Origin of the sequence: Cytobacillus sp. BC1816, assembly GCF_051353635.1 — a bacterium.
In the GTDB taxonomy this organism is placed as follows: Bacteria; Bacillota; Bacilli; order Bacillales; family Cytobacillaceae; genus Cytobacillus; species Cytobacillus oceanisediminis_C.
The window spans coordinates 3,200,058-3,219,038 of the sequence record NZ_CP195611.1; the positions used below are offsets into that span (position 1 = coordinate 3,200,058).

Below are 18,981 nucleotides of genomic sequence, written 5' to 3' on the forward strand. Positions count from 1 at the left end.
TCACCCTCTTACTAAAAGTTGTGTTTTCTGTATTTTTCCCGTGGCATTTTTCGGGAGCTCGTTTAAAAATGTTACCTTTTTTGGAATCTTATATTTTGCAAGATTCCCATGACAGTGTTGAACAACATCATCTTCAGTTAAAGCGCTTCCATTTTCTTTTACAATAAACGCTTCAGGCACTTCACCCCAAAGAGGATCGGCATTCCCAACCACGGCAACCTCTGAAACATCCTTTAACTGACTGATCACTTGCTCTACTTCAAGGGGGTAAATATTTTCCCCGCCTGAAATGATCATTTCTTTCTTCCTGCCTGCAATGTATAGGAATCCTTCTTCATCCGTTTTGGCTAGATCCCCTGTCAGGAGCCATCCATCTTTCAGTGCATCCATAGTGGCATCAGGCCGGTTCCAATATTCCTTCATGATATTTGGCCCTCTCACCGCAAGCTCGCCAATTTCACCTTTTGCAGCCTCACTGCCCTCTGAATCTATCAGCTTGTATTCGGAAAATAACACCGGCTTGCCGATCGATCCTCTTTTCCGCGACGCATCCTCTTTTGTGAGCATGAATAGTGTAGGAGACGTCTCCGTCATTCCAAAGCCCTGGCCAAACAGAAACCCTCTATCAAAATAGGCATCTATTAACTCATGCGGACATGGTGCTCCTCCATTATAGAACCAGCGGACTGTGCTCAAATCAGCCGTTTGGAATGATGGGCTTGTCAGCAGTGCCTGATGAATGGTCGGAACTCCCATCACAATGGTCACCTTATGCTTCTCAATCATAGCGAGCGCTTTTTCCGGCTGAAACTTGCCAGGGATGACAATGGTTCCACCTGAAAACAGGGACGGAAATGCAAACAGCCCGATTCCCCCTATATGAAAGAGCGGAAGCAGCACTATGCAGCGGTCCTCTGACGTTAAATCGATCGCAAGCTTGTTATTCACTGCATTCCAGAACATATTGCTCTGTGTCAGCACGGCCCCTTTCGGTTTACCGGTTGTCCCGGAGGTGTAGCAGATAATGTATGGAGCTTCCTCGTCAATTGGATTCTCATTAGAAAGGCTCGTTTGAGTACCCTGGCATAAGTCCTCCATAAACTCCAAACTCTGGAGTTCGCTTTGTTCAACAAGGGCGGCTGCAAACTCTGCATTTTCTTTTTCGGCAAAAATAAGCTTTGAACCGCTGTCGTTGAGCTGGAATATTAGTTCCTTCGCACTTAGCCGAATATTGAGAGGGACGGCTATACATTCTGCCTTTGCAATAGCAAATAGAAGGACTATGTATTCAATCCGGTTGTGCGACAGAATGGCGATGCGCTCCCCTTTTCTTCCCTGTAGCTTTTCATGAATTTTCACAGCAGCTGAATCGATCATTTTATCCAGCTGCCTGTAGGACACCTTTTCGTTATCTGTTATGATTGCTGTTCGATCTGGATGTGTATATGCCCATTTTTGTATCCAATAGGCAATCCCTTTCATTGAACTCCCCCTCTTTACTTTTTTAGCCCCTGGAAGATAAGTGTCATCGCGGCATCAAATGCTTCTTCAGGAACTTCTTTCTTTTCCCAATACACCCATCTCATGCCGAGGAACTGTCCAATTGACATTAAACAGTAAGCAACTGTCTCCTGATCAAGGTCCTTAAACTCTCCGGCTTTAATTCCTTGAGAAAGACTCTTTAAAAATCCGTTGGCCAGCTTCCCGTAATACCAGCGGAACAGCTCCTGATCCACTACGACCGCCTGCTGGACAATGCTGTACAAATTCGGATGATTTTTGACCCAGCTGAAGAAAGCGAAAAAGCCATTTCGCTGTGCTTCCTCAAATGAAGTGCTTCCTGCCATTCCTTCTTTAATCGCAATGCGCAGATCCCGGCTGTAGCTGCGGATCAGTTCATCATAAATATCTTTCTTGGAAGGAAAGTAATTATAAAAGGTTCCCTGAGCGACTTTGGCTTCCTGAGAAATATTGACGATGGAAGTCTCAAAATATCCCTTCTGCCCAAAAACCTCTTCAGCTGCTTTTAACAGTTTTTCACGCGTTTCAATTCCTCTTGGAGTTAGTACTTTTTCCTCAGTCACATTCTTAACTGACACCTGAATCACCTCTCAACTTTATTATAAATAATATTCTTAAAATTACAACAATAATTTTTACATTTTTTTCTGGCTATTAAGTATTGGTGTTTAAAATCCAATTAGAAGAACCCCGTATACTGGTAGTAACGGGGTTGAATACTCAATTTATAAGATTAGTCATGCATAATAGATAGTTTCCCAATCTTATCACATTCCAATGCAAACCAAATCGTTTTCCCATCGCTGCTTGAAATGCCATGCGGTTCAGCGTCTGAAGTTTCAATTGGATACTCCTCAATCATCCCATTGTCTGCAATTCTTCCAATTTTATTTGCTCCCCACTCCGTGAACCATAAATCATTGCCTGCCCCAGCTGTGATGGCATGCGGGCGGGCGCTCGGGGTTGGAATTTCATATTCCGTTATTTCTCCTGAGGTGGTAATCCGTCCTATTTTATTGCCGATAATCTCGACAAACCATAGTGCACCATCGTTACCTTTCGTAATCCCAACCGGCCCAGATGCTGGAGTAGGAATTGGAAACTCTGTCACATCTCCATTTTCCGTAATTCTTCCAATCGCATTATTTTGGTTTTCTGTGAACCATAGGGCATCATCAGATCCCAGCGTAATAAATGCTGGGTACGAACCTTGAGTTGGAAGGTCGTATTCATTGATTGAGCCGTCTTCCTGAATCCGCCCAATACGGTTTCCATTCATTTCGGTAAACCAGATATCGCCGTTCGTCCCTTCTGTAATCCCATACGGTGCTGAATCTGGATGGGGCAAGGGATATTCTTGAACAATTCCTTCTTTTGTTATTTTCCCAATGTTGTTGGCTGCATTCTCGGTAAACCAGGTCTCTCCTTTTGATGACACCAATACGCACATGACTTTTGCATCCGGTGTCGGCAGCGGGTACTCTGTCAGTTCCCCATCCAATCCAATGCAGCTTATCCTATTGGCTTTATGCTGTGTAAACCAGACTTCTCCCCGATCTGAAACAGCGATTCCGTATGGGCCTGTATTTTTACTGGCAAGGTTTATTTCCTGTAATTTAAATGCCATACTGTTCCCTCCAATTGCTATTATTTTTCAAGGTTGTATTCCTTTATATTAACCTTGTTTAATTTACTGATTTGATTGGAGCGGAGGGCACTTGACTCCTCCGGGAGGAGAGGGAGCGGGAGACCCCGCAGACGAAGCCGAGGAGCTCTGTTCCTCCCCGCGGAAAGCAAGTGTCCGCAGTGGAAATCAAAGGACTAAATTCATATACAAACAACGATTAGAAAATGGCCTTTTTCAAAAACAAAAAGCCTCCTATCTCGTTTTCCCGAGACAGGAGGCAATGCAGCACATAAATAGACTTAAATAGGCTTTTCGATTAGTTCAGCCCTTTTTCAAGTCAAAAAGCACACACATTAATCCTATCTCAGAAAAACAATCGATAAATAAAGCCCATTCCAACACATTTTTGGACTGAACAAAGAGGCTGAAATATCGATTTTCTCTAAAGCCAGGATTATAGGATCATGTGCTTTTCTTCACCCTTTCGACTATTGGATGTTTTAACTGTAAGATATTTAATGGCTGAAGTCAATTGATGCCTGGCCAATGCTGGAAATATCGGACAGATAAAAAAAATATTTCAGCAGCCTTCTTTTGAGGCACAATTTAATTATATAATAGAGTTTCGTATTATATAGAAAGGTTGAGACATTATGAAAAAGGTTCTTTCAAATTACAAACTCACCATCTTCCTGCTCCTTTCCATCCTGATTGGGGGAATTGCCGGAGTGGTTTTTGGCCCGAAGACAGCGGTCGTAAAACCGTTTGGGGATTTATTTTTAAATTTATTGTTTATGATCATTGTCCCGCTCGTCTTCTTTAGCATCGCTTCAAGCCTGGCGAATATGGGCGGGATGAAAAGGCTTGGGAAAATCATGGCCGGAATTTTCACTGTGTTTTTCATTACGGCTGTTATTTCCGCTATCCTGGGCTTCATCGGGATTTCCATTGTCGAACCGCTGAAAAACACAGACATCTCTGCCATTAAAAGCATTATGACGGACGCGGTCATCGACCCTGAGGCAGAAGAAGTCACGTTCCTGGGCCAGCTGGTCCAGGCGTTCACGGTGCCTGATTTCCAGATGCTGCTCTCTAAAAATAACATGCTGCAGCTGATTGTGTTCTCGATTTTATTCGGCCTGGCAACTGCGATGTCAGGGGAAAAAGGAAAGCCGATTGCAAATCTTCTTTCTTCTGGTTCAGCTGTCATGATGAAGATCGTTGGATTTGTGATGTACTATGCGCCAATTGGTCTTGGCTGTTATTTCGCGACCATCATTGGTGAGCTTGGCCCGCAGATTCTAGGCGGATATGTACGTGTGTTTGTCCTTTATCTTGTATTAACGCTCATATACTTCTTTGGATTCTTTACGCTGTACGCCTTTGCAGCTGGCGGAAAAGATGGGGTCAGGGTGTTCTGGAAAAATGCCACCACTCCTTCAGTGACTGCGATTGCTACATGCTCCAGTGCAGCATGTATCCCGATAAATCTGGCGGCGGTCAGAAAAATGGGCGTTCCGCAGGATATTGCGGAGACGATGATCCCGCTTGGTGCTAATACGCATAAAGATGGTTCTGTCTTAGGCGGAGTGTTTAAGATTGTTTTCCTGTTCAGCCTGTATGGGAAAGATATGTCGAGCATGACAAGCATTCTTACCATCCTTGCCGTTTCGTTCCTTGTTGGCGCTGTTATGGGGGCAATCCCTGGCGGCGGCATGATTGGCGAGATGCTGATCTTAAGCGTATTCGGCTTTCCGCCTGAAGTACTGCCAATCATTGCGGTCATCTCTACGATCATTGATGCACCGGCAACTCTCCTGAATTCAGCCGGCAACACGGTTTCGGCCATGATGGTCAGCCGATTTGTTGAGGGGAAGAATTGGCTGAAGGAATCCTTACTGGCTAAACAAGCCTAAAGAAATGACGTGTGGAGTCACCACACGTCATTTTTTCTTGTTATATCCCTTTTCCCCATATGGCTGCAGCTCCTCCAGCCACTTTTCTTCCAGCTTCTCCAGGGCTTCCTTCTCATTGAAATACGGATCATTTTTCTTTTTCAGCTTCTCCAGAATGCCGATTTCAAAAGCCTCTTTCCCGTACTGATTCCACTCGTCCTGCAGCTCCCGGTTAGGCATGTAGCCGTTTGTTTCGAGTGAAAATTTTACTCCGTTCAAGCTTTTTAAATTATTCGTGCTGCCAATGAGGATTTTATTGTTCACTTGATTCTTTATTTGATAAACTCCTGCTTCAATGGGTGTTTCTTTAAACTGCTGCTTTAATTCTCTTTTGCGTTCCATGGTAATTCCCCCGTTTTTTCTATTTTTTAAGCCAATACTCGCTGCCATCGAGCTTTCGGTCCAAAAATCCATAGTCGATCAAATATCTTCTGATCAGAGCATAATCCTCATAAAAGTCCTTCAAAGCCTGATTTAACTCTTTCTCGCCATATGTGTGCTCAGGCAAAAGCTGGCTGGCAACCTCCCGCAGCACAATCAGCCTTTGCTTCTCCTTTGGCGGAAACTTTAAGAGCGGTTTATCAGTGCCTTCAGGGAAGTATTTCTTGAGGATCTTCTCCTGTTCTTCTTCTGTAATGTTGTAGCGGTCATCCACCATCGTGGCTGTTTTATGAACAGGCAGGAAAGCTGGTGCGTACTCATCCTTTTCCTTCAGCAATTCCATGATTGCCAGGAAGGTCTTCGCCTGCCGTTCCTTTTCCTTTAAAGCAAAGCGGTGGTGGCGAATGGTTGAGGTGCTCCCCATGTCCAGTTCTTTCTGAATGTCCTTATCGCTTTTTCCCTGATAAAAAAGCTGCAGAAGACTTTTTTGATGATCAGTAAGGCCTGTAAGCTTTTTATCCATGGACAGCAAATAATCAAACACCGAGGTATGCGCCGTTTCGATATGAATGCGCATATACCGTTCCGCTTCGTAAAATCTATCTTTATACGGGTAAACAATGCCTTTTTCAATCTTGTCCCCGCATAAGAGGCATGTAAGTGAATCCTTTTCTTCGATATAGCCCTGCTTAAGCTCCTCAAAAGAAGCGTCCCAGAATAGAGTTGATATTTCCATTAACCCATACACATCCTAATCAATTTGAAAATAAACAAACTATCACTTTGTTTGCTTTATGATAAACATATTAAAACAAAGTTTAATTTTAGTCAACCACAAAACAAACGCACCTATAATATATTTGCTTATTCCCAAACGAACAACCAAAAAGTTAGTGCATTCAGTGATAACAATAACAGACAAATAAAAAAGACCTTCGGTTAAGAAGGTCTAGCATTTTTCCATTTACGACTCTGCTTCATTTGCCCAGGTATTTTAACTTCCTCTCTTTTCAAAGTCCCTGAAATGTATGATCTCAGAAAGAATCTTACATCCATTTGCCTTCTCAAACTCCGTTCTGGCTTCATCTTTATTGTCATACTCAAACATTTTGACTCTGTCATGTAAAAAAAGTGTTAGAATCCACAAATCTTAATACCTCCCCGGTTTTAAAGATGCTTGAAGAATGAGCCCAATTCGCAGTACCCCTATAGTTTATGGGAGTGAGAGGTTGTGTTTATTTTAAAAACAGATTAAAAGCAACCGTGATCAGCCAGCCGAGGGCAAAAGTAAGGGAAATATATGTACCGACATAAAGTAAAACCTCCGTCATGATTCCTCCCCCAATGATTTTGACGTTAATTTTTCTTTATAGATGGGTTAATTCTCGCTGCTGAGGATTGTCAAATCGTATTAAACCTACAAGTGCTTCGCCGTTTTCATCTCCCTTCCTCTTAAAATAATGTCATTATATCAAGCAGTTTTTAAAAATATGTCGAACAATCGGACCTTTACCAATTTGTAAATAGAGTGTTAACTTTCTTTAATAAATCTAATCTTTGTATTATTTCTGAAAGATAGTCTTCTATTTTCGTTGATGCGAATTAATCAGACAGAAAAAAGCCTATTTTCCGTCGAAATAGGCTTTTAAAAATAACTCATTCCTTTTACTTTCTATTAATCCATCCATGAAACGCAGAGATTAATCCGATAAATAGGCAGTATCCCGCGAATGTATAAAGATGATGCCAGTGATCTGCATGGACAAACAGCCCCATGTCCTCTGCCATTTTTTCCAGGGCTGCCATTGCTAAACTGATGGACAAAGCAAACATTCCTTTTAACCAGCCATTCAGGCTTTGCATGATTCTTAATAAAGGAATCATGAAAATAGGAAGCACTGCCAGGGTGAACAATATATTAATGGAAAAGATGGCCGAGAATGGCCTGATCGGGAAGTAGTACATCCCCTTCCCGATGAAATACAGATCTAAATATGTGCCTAACAACGATGCCAATAGCATGGCCGGCAAATAGGCTCTAATTCCAGACGGCTTTTTTGGCAAGGGCTGCGAGCTCAAGTCTTTCAAGTGTTTTACAGTACGCATGCTGGATCTCCCCATTGATCATATCGTCTAACTCCAGAAAATACTCCAATACGTGAAAATCTCTAAACCAATCCCCTGATTCGGCTTCAGCCTGGCTCACATTTTTCCAGGCCGTTTCAAGGCTTGGGCTATAAATCCGTCTTCCCCCCGGTCGCAGCTGGCACGATTTTAATTGAAACTGATATTGCTCGCCTGGCAGTCCTTCATGGATATCATTGAAAATATGCGGCCAATAATCCTTCCTTGAGCCAGTATGGGGGTGAGCATATGCCCATTGTTCCGTTAGGGCAAGCACCTCTTTGTCCTTAAACAGGACATCATACAGCTTTTTCCCTAATAGGATCCGTTCATGAAGTGATTCAAAATGATTCAATGTCTGGCCCCTCATATGGGTAACGCCATTCTTTTCATAAGGAAAAAGGATGTGATTCAAGGACAGAAGCTCCTGCAGCTTAAATTCAAGCTTATGAAAAACCTCTTGTTTATATAGCGAATTTTGAATCACCCTTTTTTCTAAATAGCTCTGTTCATTGATGATAAGGGCAATGGTGAGAAGGTAAGGATCGGGCTTTCTCCAAAAGCTGCTCCAGACCGTTTCCATGAAGACCGAAATATTAAGGAATGGAAACAGGAAAAATAATGGCTTATTTCTTTTCAGACTTTCCCGGTAAATCAAAAATTGCGGATAGGCATCCTGAAAAATGAGCCAATTCCCTCTTTCCAGAAAGGAAAAAAAGGAATGTTTTTCATGATCCGGTACTAATCGGGACAGAATCTCTCCTTTTAAATCGGTCATATTCCAGCCGCCATTACGGGAGACCATATGCCCCAAAAAAGCCCAATGGATCTCCGGATGCTGCCGGTAGAAATCAAGATAGGCTTTTGTCCTGGTGACATTATTCAGATTCCAGCCCATTGTCTCCCGTTTGATATGGCCGAGGATCCCCTTTTCCTCATCTGAAAGATGTATCGATTTTTGCGTTCCTGTCCTTTTCTTTAATTCTTCCTTTAACCAGCCCATCGGGGACTTCCCTTGCTTCCTTTGAAAAAAGATGAGCATCCCCTCCCCCATGAATTCTCTTTCAGCCATATGAATATGTATCTAAAGGATCCATTTTACTTGAGAGGAATGTGCATGAAATGACTGATACAGTTTCCGGCATTAACGATCTCATCACCCTATTAAGAAAAGACCAGTCTCCTGATGGTTCCTGGAATTATCCATTTGAAACTGGAATTTCAACAGATGCTTATATGATCATTTTATTAAGGACACTGGAGATACATGATGAAAAATTAATACAGGGGCTGGCAGCAAGGATCATAAACAGGCAAGAGGAAAATGGCGCCTGGAAAATTTTCGAGGATGAAAAGGATGGAAATGCAACTGCCACTTTGGAGGCTTATTACGGGCTCTTGTATTCGGGCTATATTCAGAAGGAAGAATCCAGAATGAAAGCCGCAAGGAAATTTATACTGGAGCATGGCGGAATGGAGAGCGTGAATGTTTTTACAAAAATTATGCTTTCGTCTACGGGACAATACAAATGGCCTGAATCCTTTCCAATTCCTGTGGAGATAATGCTTTTGCCTCTTTCCTTCCCGTTTAACTTTTATCAGTTTTCCGTGTATGGGCGTGTAAATCTGGCTCCGATTTTGATTCTGGCAGAGAAAAAGTTCAGCATCAAAACGAAAAACAGCCCTGACCTATCAGATTTACTTTTAACAAGAGCAGGAGAAACCCCATGGGATATCCAGCCAGAATACCGGTCCTTATTATCAGCCATCAAAGAGGGTGTTGAAGATCTGTTAGAACTGCCTGAACAGTTTCACTCGATGGCTATGGACCGGGCAAAAAAATATATGCTGGAGCGGATTGAACCGGATGGAACATTCTATAGTTACTTCAGCTCCACCTTTTTAATGATCTTTGCGCTCCTGTCACTTGGCTATTCCAAAGACGATCCAATTATAAAAAATGCGGTCGCTGGCCTGAAATCGCTCAGGACTGATATCGATGGTCTCCCCCATATGCAATATGCTAACGCCAGTGTCTGGAATACTTCTCTAATTAATGCCGCTCTCCAATTAGCCGGCCTTTCGCAAGAAGATTCTGCTGTAAAGAAAGCAAATACCTATTTGCTGAAGCGGCAGCATGATCAGTTTGGGGATTGGGTCATTCATAATCCGAATGCTTTGCCGGGCGGATGGGGATTTTCGGACGTTAATACCCGAAACCCTGATGTCGACGATACAACGGCTTCGCTGCGATCGATTGCCAGAAGCGCAGAGGGCAGTCCAATTCATCAGGATGCCTGGGATCGCGGAGTCCGCTGGCTTGTATCCATGCAGAATGAGGATGGCGGCTGGCCTTCCTTTGAAAGAAACACCGAAAATCCATGGCTCGGCTTCTTGCCGATTGAAAAGGGTGAATATATGTTTGGAGACCCAACCTCTGCCGACCTGACCGGAAGGACTCTGGAGTTTTTGGGGAACTATACCAATCTGCCTGATCAGGACCCTGCAGTTCAAAACGCCATTAACTGGCTGTTGAACAATCAGGAACAGAATGGATCATGGTATGGAAGATGGGGTGTTTGCTATATTTATGGCACATGGGCGGCCGTAACAGGTCTTATTGCTTCAGGCATGGCAAAAGAACATCCCTCCATCCAAAAAGCCGCTGACTGGCTTAAGAGTATCCAAAACGAGGATGGCGGCTGGGGAGAATCCTGCCTGAGCGACAGTGAAAAATCATATGTTCCTTTGAATGCAAGTACCATAACAGACACGGCATGGGCGCTGGATGCTTTAATTGCAGCGGAAGACCAGCCAACCGAAGAGATTCGGAAAGGAATTTATTACCTGGTCCATTCAATTAATAAAGAGGATTGGACAACAGCCTATCCTAAAGGGCAGGCCATGGCAGGAAGCTTCTACATCCATTATCATAGCTATCGGTATATTTTTCCCCTTATGGCTTTGGCTCATTATCATAGGAAGTTCGGTCAGTGATATACAGCAGAGGAAGAAATAGCCCTGCCGTCTTTTACATTTTTCATGCCAAAAGAGGCGCCGCCTATTAAATCTAGGTTCCGTTCAGAGATACTTTTTTTACCGAAAATGTCAGCCCTTTTGACAACGTAAATGGCATATAAAAAAGGAAAACTCGCCACAAAATGGCGAGCCCTCTTTGTTATGATTACCCGTTTTTATGGAACGAAAGCAGCCTATAGTTTTAGTAAAAAACTTCACAGCCTTTCAAAAACATGATGAAGGCTGGGACGTAGATCTTGTTTAATAAGTGAAGCTATAATGTGAAAAATGGAATAGGTATCGGCAAAAGGATTTAGGAAGTGAACCCAAGCCAAAGAGGTTGCAATTCCTGAGAAAACAGAATAAGTTCATTTAAAATCTAAAAAACACTATCCTTTCCGTGTTATTACAGAAAGAATAGCGTTATTTTTGTTAACGGGGTAATGATTTGTTCATCTCTTGATGGGCATGTTATAAGAGCCTCTTTAGAAATTGAATTTTTCTATCAATTATTACTGGGCTTTCTGCAGGGGAACCGACTTGGCTTGTCCTTTTGCTTCTTTTCTCTCCCTTGATAATGATTTATAGAGCGAAATGCTAATAATGCCCAATATGATTGTAAAAGGGAGAGCGGAGACCAAGGAAGCAGTTTGCAGCCCTTTTAATCCGCTGCTGGCAATTAACACGGCGGTGATCCCGGCCATTAATACTCCCCAGATCACTTTTACCATGTTGGATGGATTCAAATCCCCATCTGATGTCATCATGCCCAGAACGAAAACAGCTGAATCCGCAGAAGTTACAAGGAATATGACGATTAGGACCAGCATCAGCACTGATAACAATGTGTATAATGGAAATTCCTTTAACAGAACGAAAATGGCAGTTGTCACATCTTTCGAAACAGCTTGGGATATGGCGGTACCCTGGAATAAATCCATGTATAATCCCGTTCCTCCAAAAATGGCCATCCATACAAACCCAATAGCAGGAGGGACAACCATTACACCTATTACAAATTCCCTGATCGTTCTCCCTTTTGAAATCCGGGCAACAAAGGAACCGACGAAAGGAGACCAGGCAATCACCCATGCCCAATAAAAAACTGTCCAATCCTGAACCCATGTTTCACCTGTGTATGGGGTCAAATAGAAGCTCATTTCCATAAAATGCTGGATATAATCGCCGATGGCAAGGACGAAGCTTTCAAATATGAATACCGTGGGACCCCTGAACAGGAAGAACACCATTAAAGCAAGGACTAAAATCATATTTGTATTACTCAAAATCTTAATCCCTTTATCAATACCGGTTGTAGCTGAAACAAGATAAAGGGCAAGCATGATGCCAACTATGCCGATTTGTACCCAAGGGTTGTTTGGAACTGAGAAGACATAGTTCAAGCCGCCATTAATTTGCAGGACACCCATTCCCATCGAGGTGGCAATTCCCGTTACCGTAGCAATGACAGCCAGTATATTAACTGCTGACTTCAGCTTTTTTCTTTTTTCTGGATGATTTGCGCTTAATACTTCGCCTACAAGAACCTTCCTTTTATGACGGTATTGATAATAAGCAAGAGCCAGTCCGACAATGGCAAAGACTGACCATTGATGAATGCCCCAGTTAAAAAAGGAATATCGCATGGCTACCCGTGCTGCTTCTGCTGATTGCGGCTCTACGCCAGGAAGCGGTGGAGAAGAAAAGTGAGACAGCGGTTCTGCTACACCCCAGAATACAATTCCTACCCCGAAACCCGCGCTGAACAGCATACTGATCCAGGCAAATAAGGAATATTCGGCTTTTTCTCCATCCCGGCCGAGTTTTATGTTTCCATATTTACTAAAAGCAAGGTATAAACAGAAGAAAACAAAAAGAGCTACACTGAGTAAATAAAGCCATCCAAATGATTTACTTGTAAAGTTAAAAACAATAGAGGCATTTTTAGCGAGACTATCAGGTGAAAAGGCTCCCCAAATGGTAAAAAGTCCAACGATTATGGCTGAGATTTTAAAGACTGGATTGTTATATGAAGCGCGGTCCCGGTTTTTCTTCAAAATAAAATCCTCCTTATTAATCTTTCTTTTATATGGCTCTATCAAAGCATTGATTTAGCACCTGTGTGCCTTGTGGAAAACTGCAATGGAAGTTTGATAGGGTTTTTAATATAAAGCCTGTCTGCATTTCATAGGTATATGAATGTTGTTGAATGACATAAATTATGACTTCAGTTATCTAAAAGGAAAGGAAGACCCTCCGGAGCAGCCGGATTGTTCTTCCTCATACGATATTCAGGCAGCTTGATGGCTGTCTGGCAGTATTAAATTAAAAGTTTCTAATAGTTATATAATTTAAAGCAGACTACTTTCGGTTCTGTCATCTCCTGGATGGAGAATTTGATTCCTTCCCTGCCTAACCCTGAATTTTTCACACCGCCAAATGGCATTGCATCAATCCTGTAGTCACTGCTGTCATTGATCATTATTCCTCCTACATCCATTTTGGCAATGGCTTTATGTGCTTTTTCGATATCCCTGGTAAATATTCCGGCCTGCAAGCCATAATTTATGTCATTCGATTTACTGATTGCTTCATCAAGACAAGATACTTGGTACAAAAGTACAACCGGACCAAAAATTTCTTCTTTCGCAATGGTGCAATCTTCCGGGACATTTTCGAGAACAGTAGGTGAATAAAAAGACCCATTCCTTTTCCCGCCTGTTAATACGGCTGCTCCTTTTTGTTTCGCTTCATTAACCATGTTTTCAACCCGGACAGCCTCTTTTTCCGTAATAAGCGGCCCCATATCCGTCAGTTCTGATTGCTTATCCCCTACGCAGTATTGATTTGTCCTGGCAACGAATGCCTGTTGAAATGCCTCATAAACGGAATTCTGGATGTACACTCTTTGGACACCGAGGCAATTTTGCCCTGCTGCCCAAAATGCCCCGGAAACCGTTGATTCAACAGCCTCTTCCAAATCAGCATCCTCCAGCACAATAACAGGAGAATTGGACCCCAGCTCCATACTTATCTTTTTCAATCCCGCTTTCCGTGTAATTTGTTCCCCGGCGTCCAGGCCTCCAGTAAAAGTAATCATTCGCACAGCAGGATGGGTAACAAGAACATCCCCAATTTCGCTTCCATATCCAGTGATGACCGATAACACTTTAGTCGGCAATCCGGCTTGTTCAAATGCTTCGGCGATTAAAAGGGCGCTGAGAGGAGTCACTGTTGCAGGTTTTACGATAATGGCATTCCCGGAAGCAATGGCTGGACCCACCTTATGCGCTACAAGATTTAATGGATCGTTAAAGGGTGTAATGGCGCCTATAATTCCAATAGGGAAGCGGCGGTAGTATCCCAGGCGGTTTTCACTCCCGGGCATTTGGTCAAACGGAATGGTTTCTCCATGAATCCTTCTTGCTTCTTCTGCACTGATCCGGAAGGTCTGAATGGCTCTTTCCACTTCCTTTGAAGCTTCCCGAATGGTTTTGCTTCCTTCCCTTGCAATCGTCTTGGCATATTTTTCTTTCTTGGCTTCAATGTAGTCTGCAGCCCGATTAATAATTGCCATTCGCTGATGGACAGGAAGGGAAGCAGCAATCTTCGCCCCCTCTTTCGCTTCTTCAATACAAGTAAGCATATCTTCCTTCGAAGCTGCTGGTACAGTATCAATGATGCTGTTATCCTGCGGATCACGAACTTCAATCAATCTTTCGCCTGTCGTCCATTCGCCTGCGAGAAACATTCTTTGTCCGGTTAGTTGAGTGGTCATGCTTATTACCGCCTTTCCGTTTTAGATTGAAACAAGCTGCCTTTCACGATTAATGGAAATTAAGTCAATCAAAAGGGAGAATCCTGTCTCTATTTTCCCTGCCCCTGCACCGCTTAATGTGACTGTGCCCAAAAGATCGCATTGATACGTTATGGCATTGACAGCGCCTCTGATGGAAGCCAAAGGATCTTCAGCATCCAATTTCTCAGGAGCTATCGAGGCAATAACCTTGCCGTTTTCCTTTTTGGCTTTTGCGATTAACCTCCAGGACTTTCCTTCCGCCTTTGCCTTCTCAATATCGTCCAAAGTGATGCCTGTAATGCCCTTGCATTCCACTTCCCCGACTGATAAAGGAGCATTCATGACATGGTTGGAGAGAATGACAATTTTATACCTTGCATCATGGCCCTCTACATCGCTTGTAGGGTCCGCCTCTGCATAGCCGAGTTTTTGTGCCTCGGTAAGAGCCGCTTCATAAGAAGCGCCCTCCTGTTCCATTTGGGTCAGAATATAGTTGGTTGTCCCGTTCAATATGCCGCGGATTTCCGTAATGTCATTCCCGGCCAAGGCAGCAGCCGGCATCCGTAATGCTGGTGTACCGCTCATGACCGTCCCCTCAAATCCCCAGTAAACTTTATGCTTTTGTGCCATTTCAGAAAGCTCCTGGTACGCGAGGGCAACAGGGCCTTTATTGGTCATCACCACATTTTTTCCTTTTTCAAATGCAGCCTTACAGTGGTCTATGGCGGGCTGGCCGGTTTTGACATCTGTATAGGAAACCTCAATAACCGTATCTGCATTGGTGTCCTTGATTGTTCTGATGCTATCCCATCCCCTGATTAGCCCCGGTGTTTCCGGATAATTCTCCAAACTCCCTGTTTCTTTCAATACTTGCAATACTGTACTGATATCCAGGCCGCCTGGATGGTAGATCGACCCTTTCATTAAATCGGAAATCGCGACAATTTCAGCTTCAAATCCTTCGTTCTGTTTAAGTGCTTCTTTCTTATCACGAAGAATTTCCGCCAATCCCTGGCCAACAACCCCAAATCCTATAAACGCCAATTTATGTGCCAAGCATTTCCACCTCCAAATTTTGGTCTATTTGTAATTTCGGATTCGTTCTTAAAAACATGCCTGCCGTTTGTACCAAGATGGCTGTTCCGATCGGCAAACAGGCTTCATCCAAATCAAAAATCGGGGTATGAAGATCACGCTGGACCCCCTCTATTGGTGCACATCCTAGAAAAAACATGGATCCAGGTATTTTTTCAGTCACATAGCCGAAGTCTTCCCCGCCAAGGCCAAATGGGCGCCTGGTAATTCCCATGCCTGGATATGTCTTTGCAATGGCGTCCGTTATCCATTCATTGACAGCAGGATGATTTTTTAAAGCGGGCTCTCCTCTTTGGATATTCAATGAAAAGGTTCCCCCTAAATGCTCCACGATAGAAAGCGCTTTCTTTATTTCTGTTGCCAAAAAATCACGGACTTCCGGTGTATAGCTCCGAATTGTGCCCTGAATAACTGCCTCAGTCGGAATGATGTTGCTTGCTGTACCAGCATGGATTTGCCCAATACTGATAACGGCAGCATCCAGCGCTGAAACTCTCCTGGCTGTAATTCCATATAATGCCTGCATGACCGGGCCAAGCATCCAAATAGGATCAGTGCCAAGCTCCGGATAAGCTCCATGGCCGCCTGAGCCATGGATTTTCACTTCAAAAACATCCACGTTAGCCATACTGTAGCCATCGCTGATTTGCACTTTACCTACTGGAAGCCATGGACAGACATGGAGTGCAAGGGCAGCTTCAGCTTGGTCATAAGCCCCTGCACGGACCATGTACGATGAACCTGAAAGTCCGTTAGCGTCGGTGCTCTCCTCTGCCGGCTGGAAAATAAATTTAACCGTCCCTTTCAATTCGCCCTTTTTGAAATGGTCCGAGAGGAGGGAGGCAGCCCCGAGGAGAATAGAGGTGTGTGCATCATGGCCGCAAGCATGCATTACACCTTCAGTTTTGGACGAATAGCCTGTTCTATTTTCCTCCGTAATCGGTAAGGCATCCATATCAGCCCTAAGTGCAATAACTGGTCCATCCCCCGAGGTCAAAGTGCCTACTACTCCTGTTTCAAGCCCAACTCCTGTTTCTACTTCTATTCCATCTATTTCCTTTAACATATCCGCAACAAAACGGGAGGTCCCGAACTCCTGAAAGCTAAGTTCGGGATGCTTATGAAAATGACGGCGCCATTCAACAAGACGCCCAGCCAATTTATTCGCTTGCTCAACGATAGGATGATTATTTGACATCAACTCTCACCTCGATCGGAACTAGTAAACTACTTTACCTGCAAAACACTTTCAGCATGGCTAAATGCCTGTTCAAAGTCTGCAATGATGTCATCAATTTCTTCAATTCCGCAGGAAACACGGATTAACCCTTCCGGAATGCCAACAGCTGCACGCTCCTCAGGCGTACACTCGACATGGCTGGTTGTTCGGGCAGGCCCTACTGTTGTTTCAACAGCTCCGAGGTTTGCAGCGCGGTTGGCAAATTGCAATTTCGGAAGCAAATCACGGACTGTATCTACTCCGCCTTTAACAGCAAAGCTGAGCATCCCGCCAAAATCCTTCATTTGTTTTTTGGCAATATGATGGTTTGGATGTGTTTCAAGTCCTGGATAATAAACAGATTCCACCATATCTTTTGTCTGCAGGTATTTGGCAAGCGCCATTGCATTTTTACATTGCTGGCGGACACGAAGGTGCAGTGTTTTCATGCCGCGGATCATCAGGTAAGCTGCCATCGGATCCATTGTGGCGCCATTGATTTCGCGATAATGATAGATTTTTTCCACTAGTTGATGCGGACCGCAAACGACTCCGCCCAGTGCATCAGCATGACCGCCGAGGAATTTTGTTGCACTGTGGATAACCAGATCCACACCAAGTTTAATAGGGTTCTGATTCATTGGTGTTGCAAACGTATTATCGACAATGACAATCGCCCCGGCTTCGTGTCCTGCTTTTGCCATTCGTTCGATATCAGTGATCTTAACCGTTGGATTCGTCGGTGTTTCAAGATAAAGAATTTTACACCCCTTTGCCACTTCTGCCTCGATTTGCTCGTGATTCCCCGTTTCACAAAGAACCACATCGATTTGCTGGCGCGGCAGGAATTCGGTGAAAATCTTGTTCGTTCCGCCATAAGTGTCCTTCATCGATACAATGCGATCTCCTGGCACCAAAAACGTCGATAAAGTATTGCTGATTGCAGCCATGCCTGTTGAGAAGCTTGTTGCAGCTTCGGCGCCTTCGAGAATTTTCACTTTATCTTCAAATGACTGTACGGTTGGATTTGTATTTCTTCCGTAAATATGGCCCTTTTTCTTGCCAATTGCTACATCATACCACTCATCCATATCATCATAGCCATATGCCACACTGAGTACGACCGGCACCTGGGTGGCTCCATGCACCAAATAATCCTTTTCCCCAGCCCATACCGCTTTTGTACCTGCCTGAACATTTTCTTTTACCATACGATCACTCCTTCTCAGTTTTTTAATGCCAGTTTTTTGTTCTCAACCTTTAAGCCGATTTCCCGTTTGACCAATTCACTGTATGCAAACAGGGCGATGACAGTATCCTGGACTCCTGTACCAGTTAAATCACAAACCGTAATCTCCTCATCATTTACCCGCCCGCTCAGCTTTCCGGATGTTAATTGACCCAGTTCAATAACGTGCGATTCATTCGTTAATATTCCTTTGTCAAGTGCGTGATGCAATTCTCCAAGCCTGGCACACTGTGCTTTTGTATCGCATATAAGCTTATCCGCCCGGGCAAGGACTTCTGCTTCAAGCTCCTGCTTATGCTCAGCATCTGATCCCATAGCCGTAATATGAAGTCCGGGATGAAGCCATTCCGCTTTGATCACCGGTTCTGTTGCCGGAGTCGTCGTAATGACCGTATCACTATTACGGACTAATTCTTCGGCACTTTCAGCCACTTGGACCTCAACCCCCAATTCGGCGGACATATCCACGGCATACTTTCTCGAACGATCCTCTGACCTGGAATAGACCAGGATTCTTTTAAAATCCCGTACGAGTTTGAGTGCCCTTGCCTGGTACCTCGCCTGGCTTCCTGCTCCTATCACGCCTGCTGTTTCAATGTTTTTGCGGGAAAGGTAGTTTGCAGCAATCGCTCCCGCTGCGGCTGTCCGTACCTCGGTCAAATAGCCATTATCCAGCAGGATTGCCTGCGGGATTCCTGTTTGAGTGCTGATCAAGAGCATAAGTCCATTGCCGCTTGAAAGTCCCAGCTTATAATTATTGAAAAATCCGGAAGATACTTTGATGGCAAACATGTCTTCCCCTTTTACATAAGCGGTTTTGACATCCACCTCCCCATTTTGGTCGTGCAGGTCCACACGCATAATCGGCGGCATGACGGCTTCATTATCTGTTAGCTTCGTAAATCCAGCTTCCACAATAGCAATCGCTTCATTATTCAGCTGCACATACTGTTTAAGTTCCTGTTCTGTAAAAATGAGCATCCTTCCGTCTCA

Annotated in this window: 16 protein-coding genes; 2 read left to right on the forward strand and 14 right to left on the reverse strand. The window is 43.9% G+C overall.

Annotation, left to right across the window (positions count from 1 at the left end):
* The 3 genes from ACR42H_RS16225 to ACR42H_RS16235 form a co-directional block, all read right to left on the reverse strand.
* Nucleotides 1-1,482 carry an o-succinylbenzoate--CoA ligase gene (locus ACR42H_RS16225; RefSeq protein ID WP_436371866.1) on the reverse strand — a complete coding sequence of 494 codons (1,482 nt, stop codon included), beginning with the start codon at nucleotides 1,480-1,482 and terminating at the stop codon, nucleotides 1-3.
* Between the two features lie 14 nt (nucleotides 1,483-1,496).
* Complete coding sequence (locus ACR42H_RS16230) at nucleotides 1,497-2,099, reverse strand: TetR/AcrR family transcriptional regulator (protein ID WP_436371867.1); 603 nt, start codon at nucleotides 2,097-2,099, stop codon at nucleotides 1,497-1,499.
* A gap of 155 nt (nucleotides 2,100-2,254) precedes the next feature.
* Nucleotides 2,255-3,148 (reverse strand): Vgb family protein, encoded by an 894-nt coding sequence (locus tag ACR42H_RS16235; protein ID WP_436371869.1) that lies wholly within the window; start codon nucleotides 3,146-3,148, stop codon nucleotides 2,255-2,257.
* Between the two features lie 653 nt (nucleotides 3,149-3,801).
* On the opposite strand from ACR42H_RS16235, the gene ACR42H_RS16240 reads away from it, so the two are divergent.
* Nucleotides 3,802-5,064, forward strand: a complete 1,263-nt coding sequence (locus tag ACR42H_RS16240) for a dicarboxylate/amino acid:cation symporter (RefSeq protein ID WP_436371871.1) — start codon at nucleotides 3,802-3,804, stop codon at nucleotides 5,062-5,064.
* Between the two features lie 27 nt (nucleotides 5,065-5,091).
* Here ACR42H_RS16240 and ACR42H_RS16245 read toward each other — a convergent pair whose 3' ends face one another.
* The 5 genes from ACR42H_RS16245 to ACR42H_RS16265 all read right to left on the reverse strand — a co-directional run bounded on the left by ACR42H_RS16245 (nucleotide 5,092) and on the right by ACR42H_RS16265 (nucleotide 8,611).
* Complete coding sequence (locus ACR42H_RS16245; protein ID WP_436371873.1) at nucleotides 5,092-5,445, reverse strand: GIY-YIG nuclease family protein; 354 nt, start codon at nucleotides 5,443-5,445, stop codon at nucleotides 5,092-5,094.
* 19 nt (nucleotides 5,446-5,464) lie between these two features.
* Nucleotides 5,465-6,220, reverse strand: coding sequence for a DUF2087 domain-containing protein (locus tag ACR42H_RS16250; protein ID WP_436371875.1), 756 nt, complete (start codon nucleotides 6,218-6,220; stop codon nucleotides 5,465-5,467).
* 258 nt (nucleotides 6,221-6,478) lie between these two features.
* Nucleotides 6,479-6,631 (reverse strand): hypothetical protein, encoded by a 153-nt coding sequence (locus ACR42H_RS16255; protein WP_166672458.1) that lies wholly within the window; start codon nucleotides 6,629-6,631, stop codon nucleotides 6,479-6,481.
* Nucleotides 6,632-7,149: 518 nt separating this feature from the next.
* The gene (locus tag ACR42H_RS16260; protein WP_436371877.1) at nucleotides 7,150-7,548 is read right to left on the reverse strand and encodes a CBO0543 family protein; all 399 of its coding nucleotides are present in this window, start codon (nucleotides 7,546-7,548) and stop codon (nucleotides 7,150-7,152) included.
* A complete protein-coding gene (locus ACR42H_RS16265; RefSeq protein WP_436371879.1) occupies nucleotides 7,523-8,611 on the reverse strand; it encodes a DUF2515 family protein in 1,089 nt (362 codons plus the stop codon). The genes ACR42H_RS16260 and ACR42H_RS16265 overlap by 26 nt, the downstream gene beginning before the upstream one ends.
* A gap of 119 nt (nucleotides 8,612-8,730) precedes the next feature.
* Here ACR42H_RS16265 and shc point away from each other — a divergent pair, with 119 nt between their 5' ends.
* A complete protein-coding gene (shc, locus tag ACR42H_RS16270; RefSeq protein WP_436371881.1) occupies nucleotides 8,731-10,605 on the forward strand; it encodes a squalene--hopene cyclase in 1,875 nt (624 codons plus the stop codon).
* 533 nt (nucleotides 10,606-11,138) lie between these two features.
* On the opposite strand, the gene ACR42H_RS16275 is transcribed toward shc, so the two are convergent.
* From ACR42H_RS16275 to ACR42H_RS16300, 6 genes are all read right to left on the reverse strand, one after another.
* Nucleotides 11,139-12,683, reverse strand: a complete 1,545-nt coding sequence (locus tag ACR42H_RS16275) for a BCCT family transporter (RefSeq protein ID WP_436371883.1) — start codon at nucleotides 12,681-12,683, stop codon at nucleotides 11,139-11,141.
* A gap of 278 nt (nucleotides 12,684-12,961) precedes the next feature.
* Entirely contained in the window at nucleotides 12,962-14,404 is a 1,443-nt protein-coding gene (locus tag ACR42H_RS16280; RefSeq protein ID WP_436371885.1) for an aldehyde dehydrogenase family protein, read from the reverse strand.
* 21 nt (nucleotides 14,405-14,425) lie between these two features.
* Nucleotides 14,426-15,481, reverse strand: coding sequence for a homoserine dehydrogenase (locus ACR42H_RS16285; RefSeq protein ID WP_436371887.1), 1,056 nt, complete (start codon nucleotides 15,479-15,481; stop codon nucleotides 14,426-14,428).
* Complete coding sequence (locus ACR42H_RS16290; protein WP_436371889.1) at nucleotides 15,471-16,718, reverse strand: M20 metallopeptidase family protein; 1,248 nt, start codon at nucleotides 16,716-16,718, stop codon at nucleotides 15,471-15,473. The genes ACR42H_RS16285 and ACR42H_RS16290 overlap by 11 nt, the downstream gene beginning before the upstream one ends.
* A gap of 29 nt (nucleotides 16,719-16,747) precedes the next feature.
* The gene (locus ACR42H_RS16295; RefSeq protein WP_436371891.1) at nucleotides 16,748-17,950 is read right to left on the reverse strand and encodes a cystathionine gamma-synthase family protein; all 1,203 of its coding nucleotides are present in this window, start codon (nucleotides 17,948-17,950) and stop codon (nucleotides 16,748-16,750) included.
* A gap of 14 nt (nucleotides 17,951-17,964) precedes the next feature.
* Nucleotides 17,965-18,969 (reverse strand): cyclodeaminase, encoded by a 1,005-nt coding sequence (locus ACR42H_RS16300; protein ID WP_436371893.1) that lies wholly within the window; start codon nucleotides 18,967-18,969, stop codon nucleotides 17,965-17,967.
* Nucleotides 18,970-18,981 lie beyond the last annotated feature (12 nt).

Excerpts from the sequence above, each read along its gene's own strand:
- ACR42H_RS16240 (WP_436371871.1), top strand. The coding sequence starts at position 3,802 with ATGAAAAAGGTTCTTTCAAATTACAAACTCACCATCTTCCTGCTCCTT.
- ACR42H_RS16250 (WP_436371875.1), bottom strand. The coding sequence starts at position 6,220 with ATGGAAATATCAACTCTATTCTGGGACGCTTCTTTTGAGGAGCTTAAG.
- ACR42H_RS16235 (WP_436371869.1), bottom strand. The coding sequence starts at position 3,148 with ATGGCATTTAAATTACAGGAAATAAACCTTGCCAGTAAAAATACAGGC.
- shc (WP_436371881.1), top strand. The coding sequence starts at position 8,731 with ATGACTGATACAGTTTCCGGCATTAACGATCTCATCACCCTATTAAGA.
- ACR42H_RS16300 (WP_436371893.1), bottom strand. The coding sequence starts at position 18,969 with ATGCTCATTTTTACAGAACAGGAACTTAAACAGTATGTGCAGCTGAAT.
- ACR42H_RS16225 (WP_436371866.1), bottom strand. The coding sequence starts at position 1,482 with ATGAAAGGGATTGCCTATTGGATACAAAAATGGGCATATACACATCCA.
- ACR42H_RS16245 (WP_436371873.1), bottom strand. The coding sequence starts at position 5,445 with ATGGAACGCAAAAGAGAATTAAAGCAGCAGTTTAAAGAAACACCCATT.
- ACR42H_RS16290 (WP_436371889.1), bottom strand. The coding sequence starts at position 16,718 with ATGTCAAATAATCATCCTATCGTTGAGCAAGCGAATAAATTGGCTGGG.
- ACR42H_RS16295 (WP_436371891.1), bottom strand. The coding sequence starts at position 17,950 with ATGGTAAAAGAAAATGTTCAGGCAGGTACAAAAGCGGTATGGGCTGGG.
- ACR42H_RS16280 (WP_436371885.1), bottom strand. The coding sequence starts at position 14,404 with ATGACCACTCAACTAACCGGACAAAGAATGTTTCTCGCAGGCGAATGG.
- ACR42H_RS16265 (WP_436371879.1), bottom strand. The coding sequence starts at position 8,611 with ATGGGCTGGTTAAAGGAAGAATTAAAGAAAAGGACAGGAACGCAAAAA.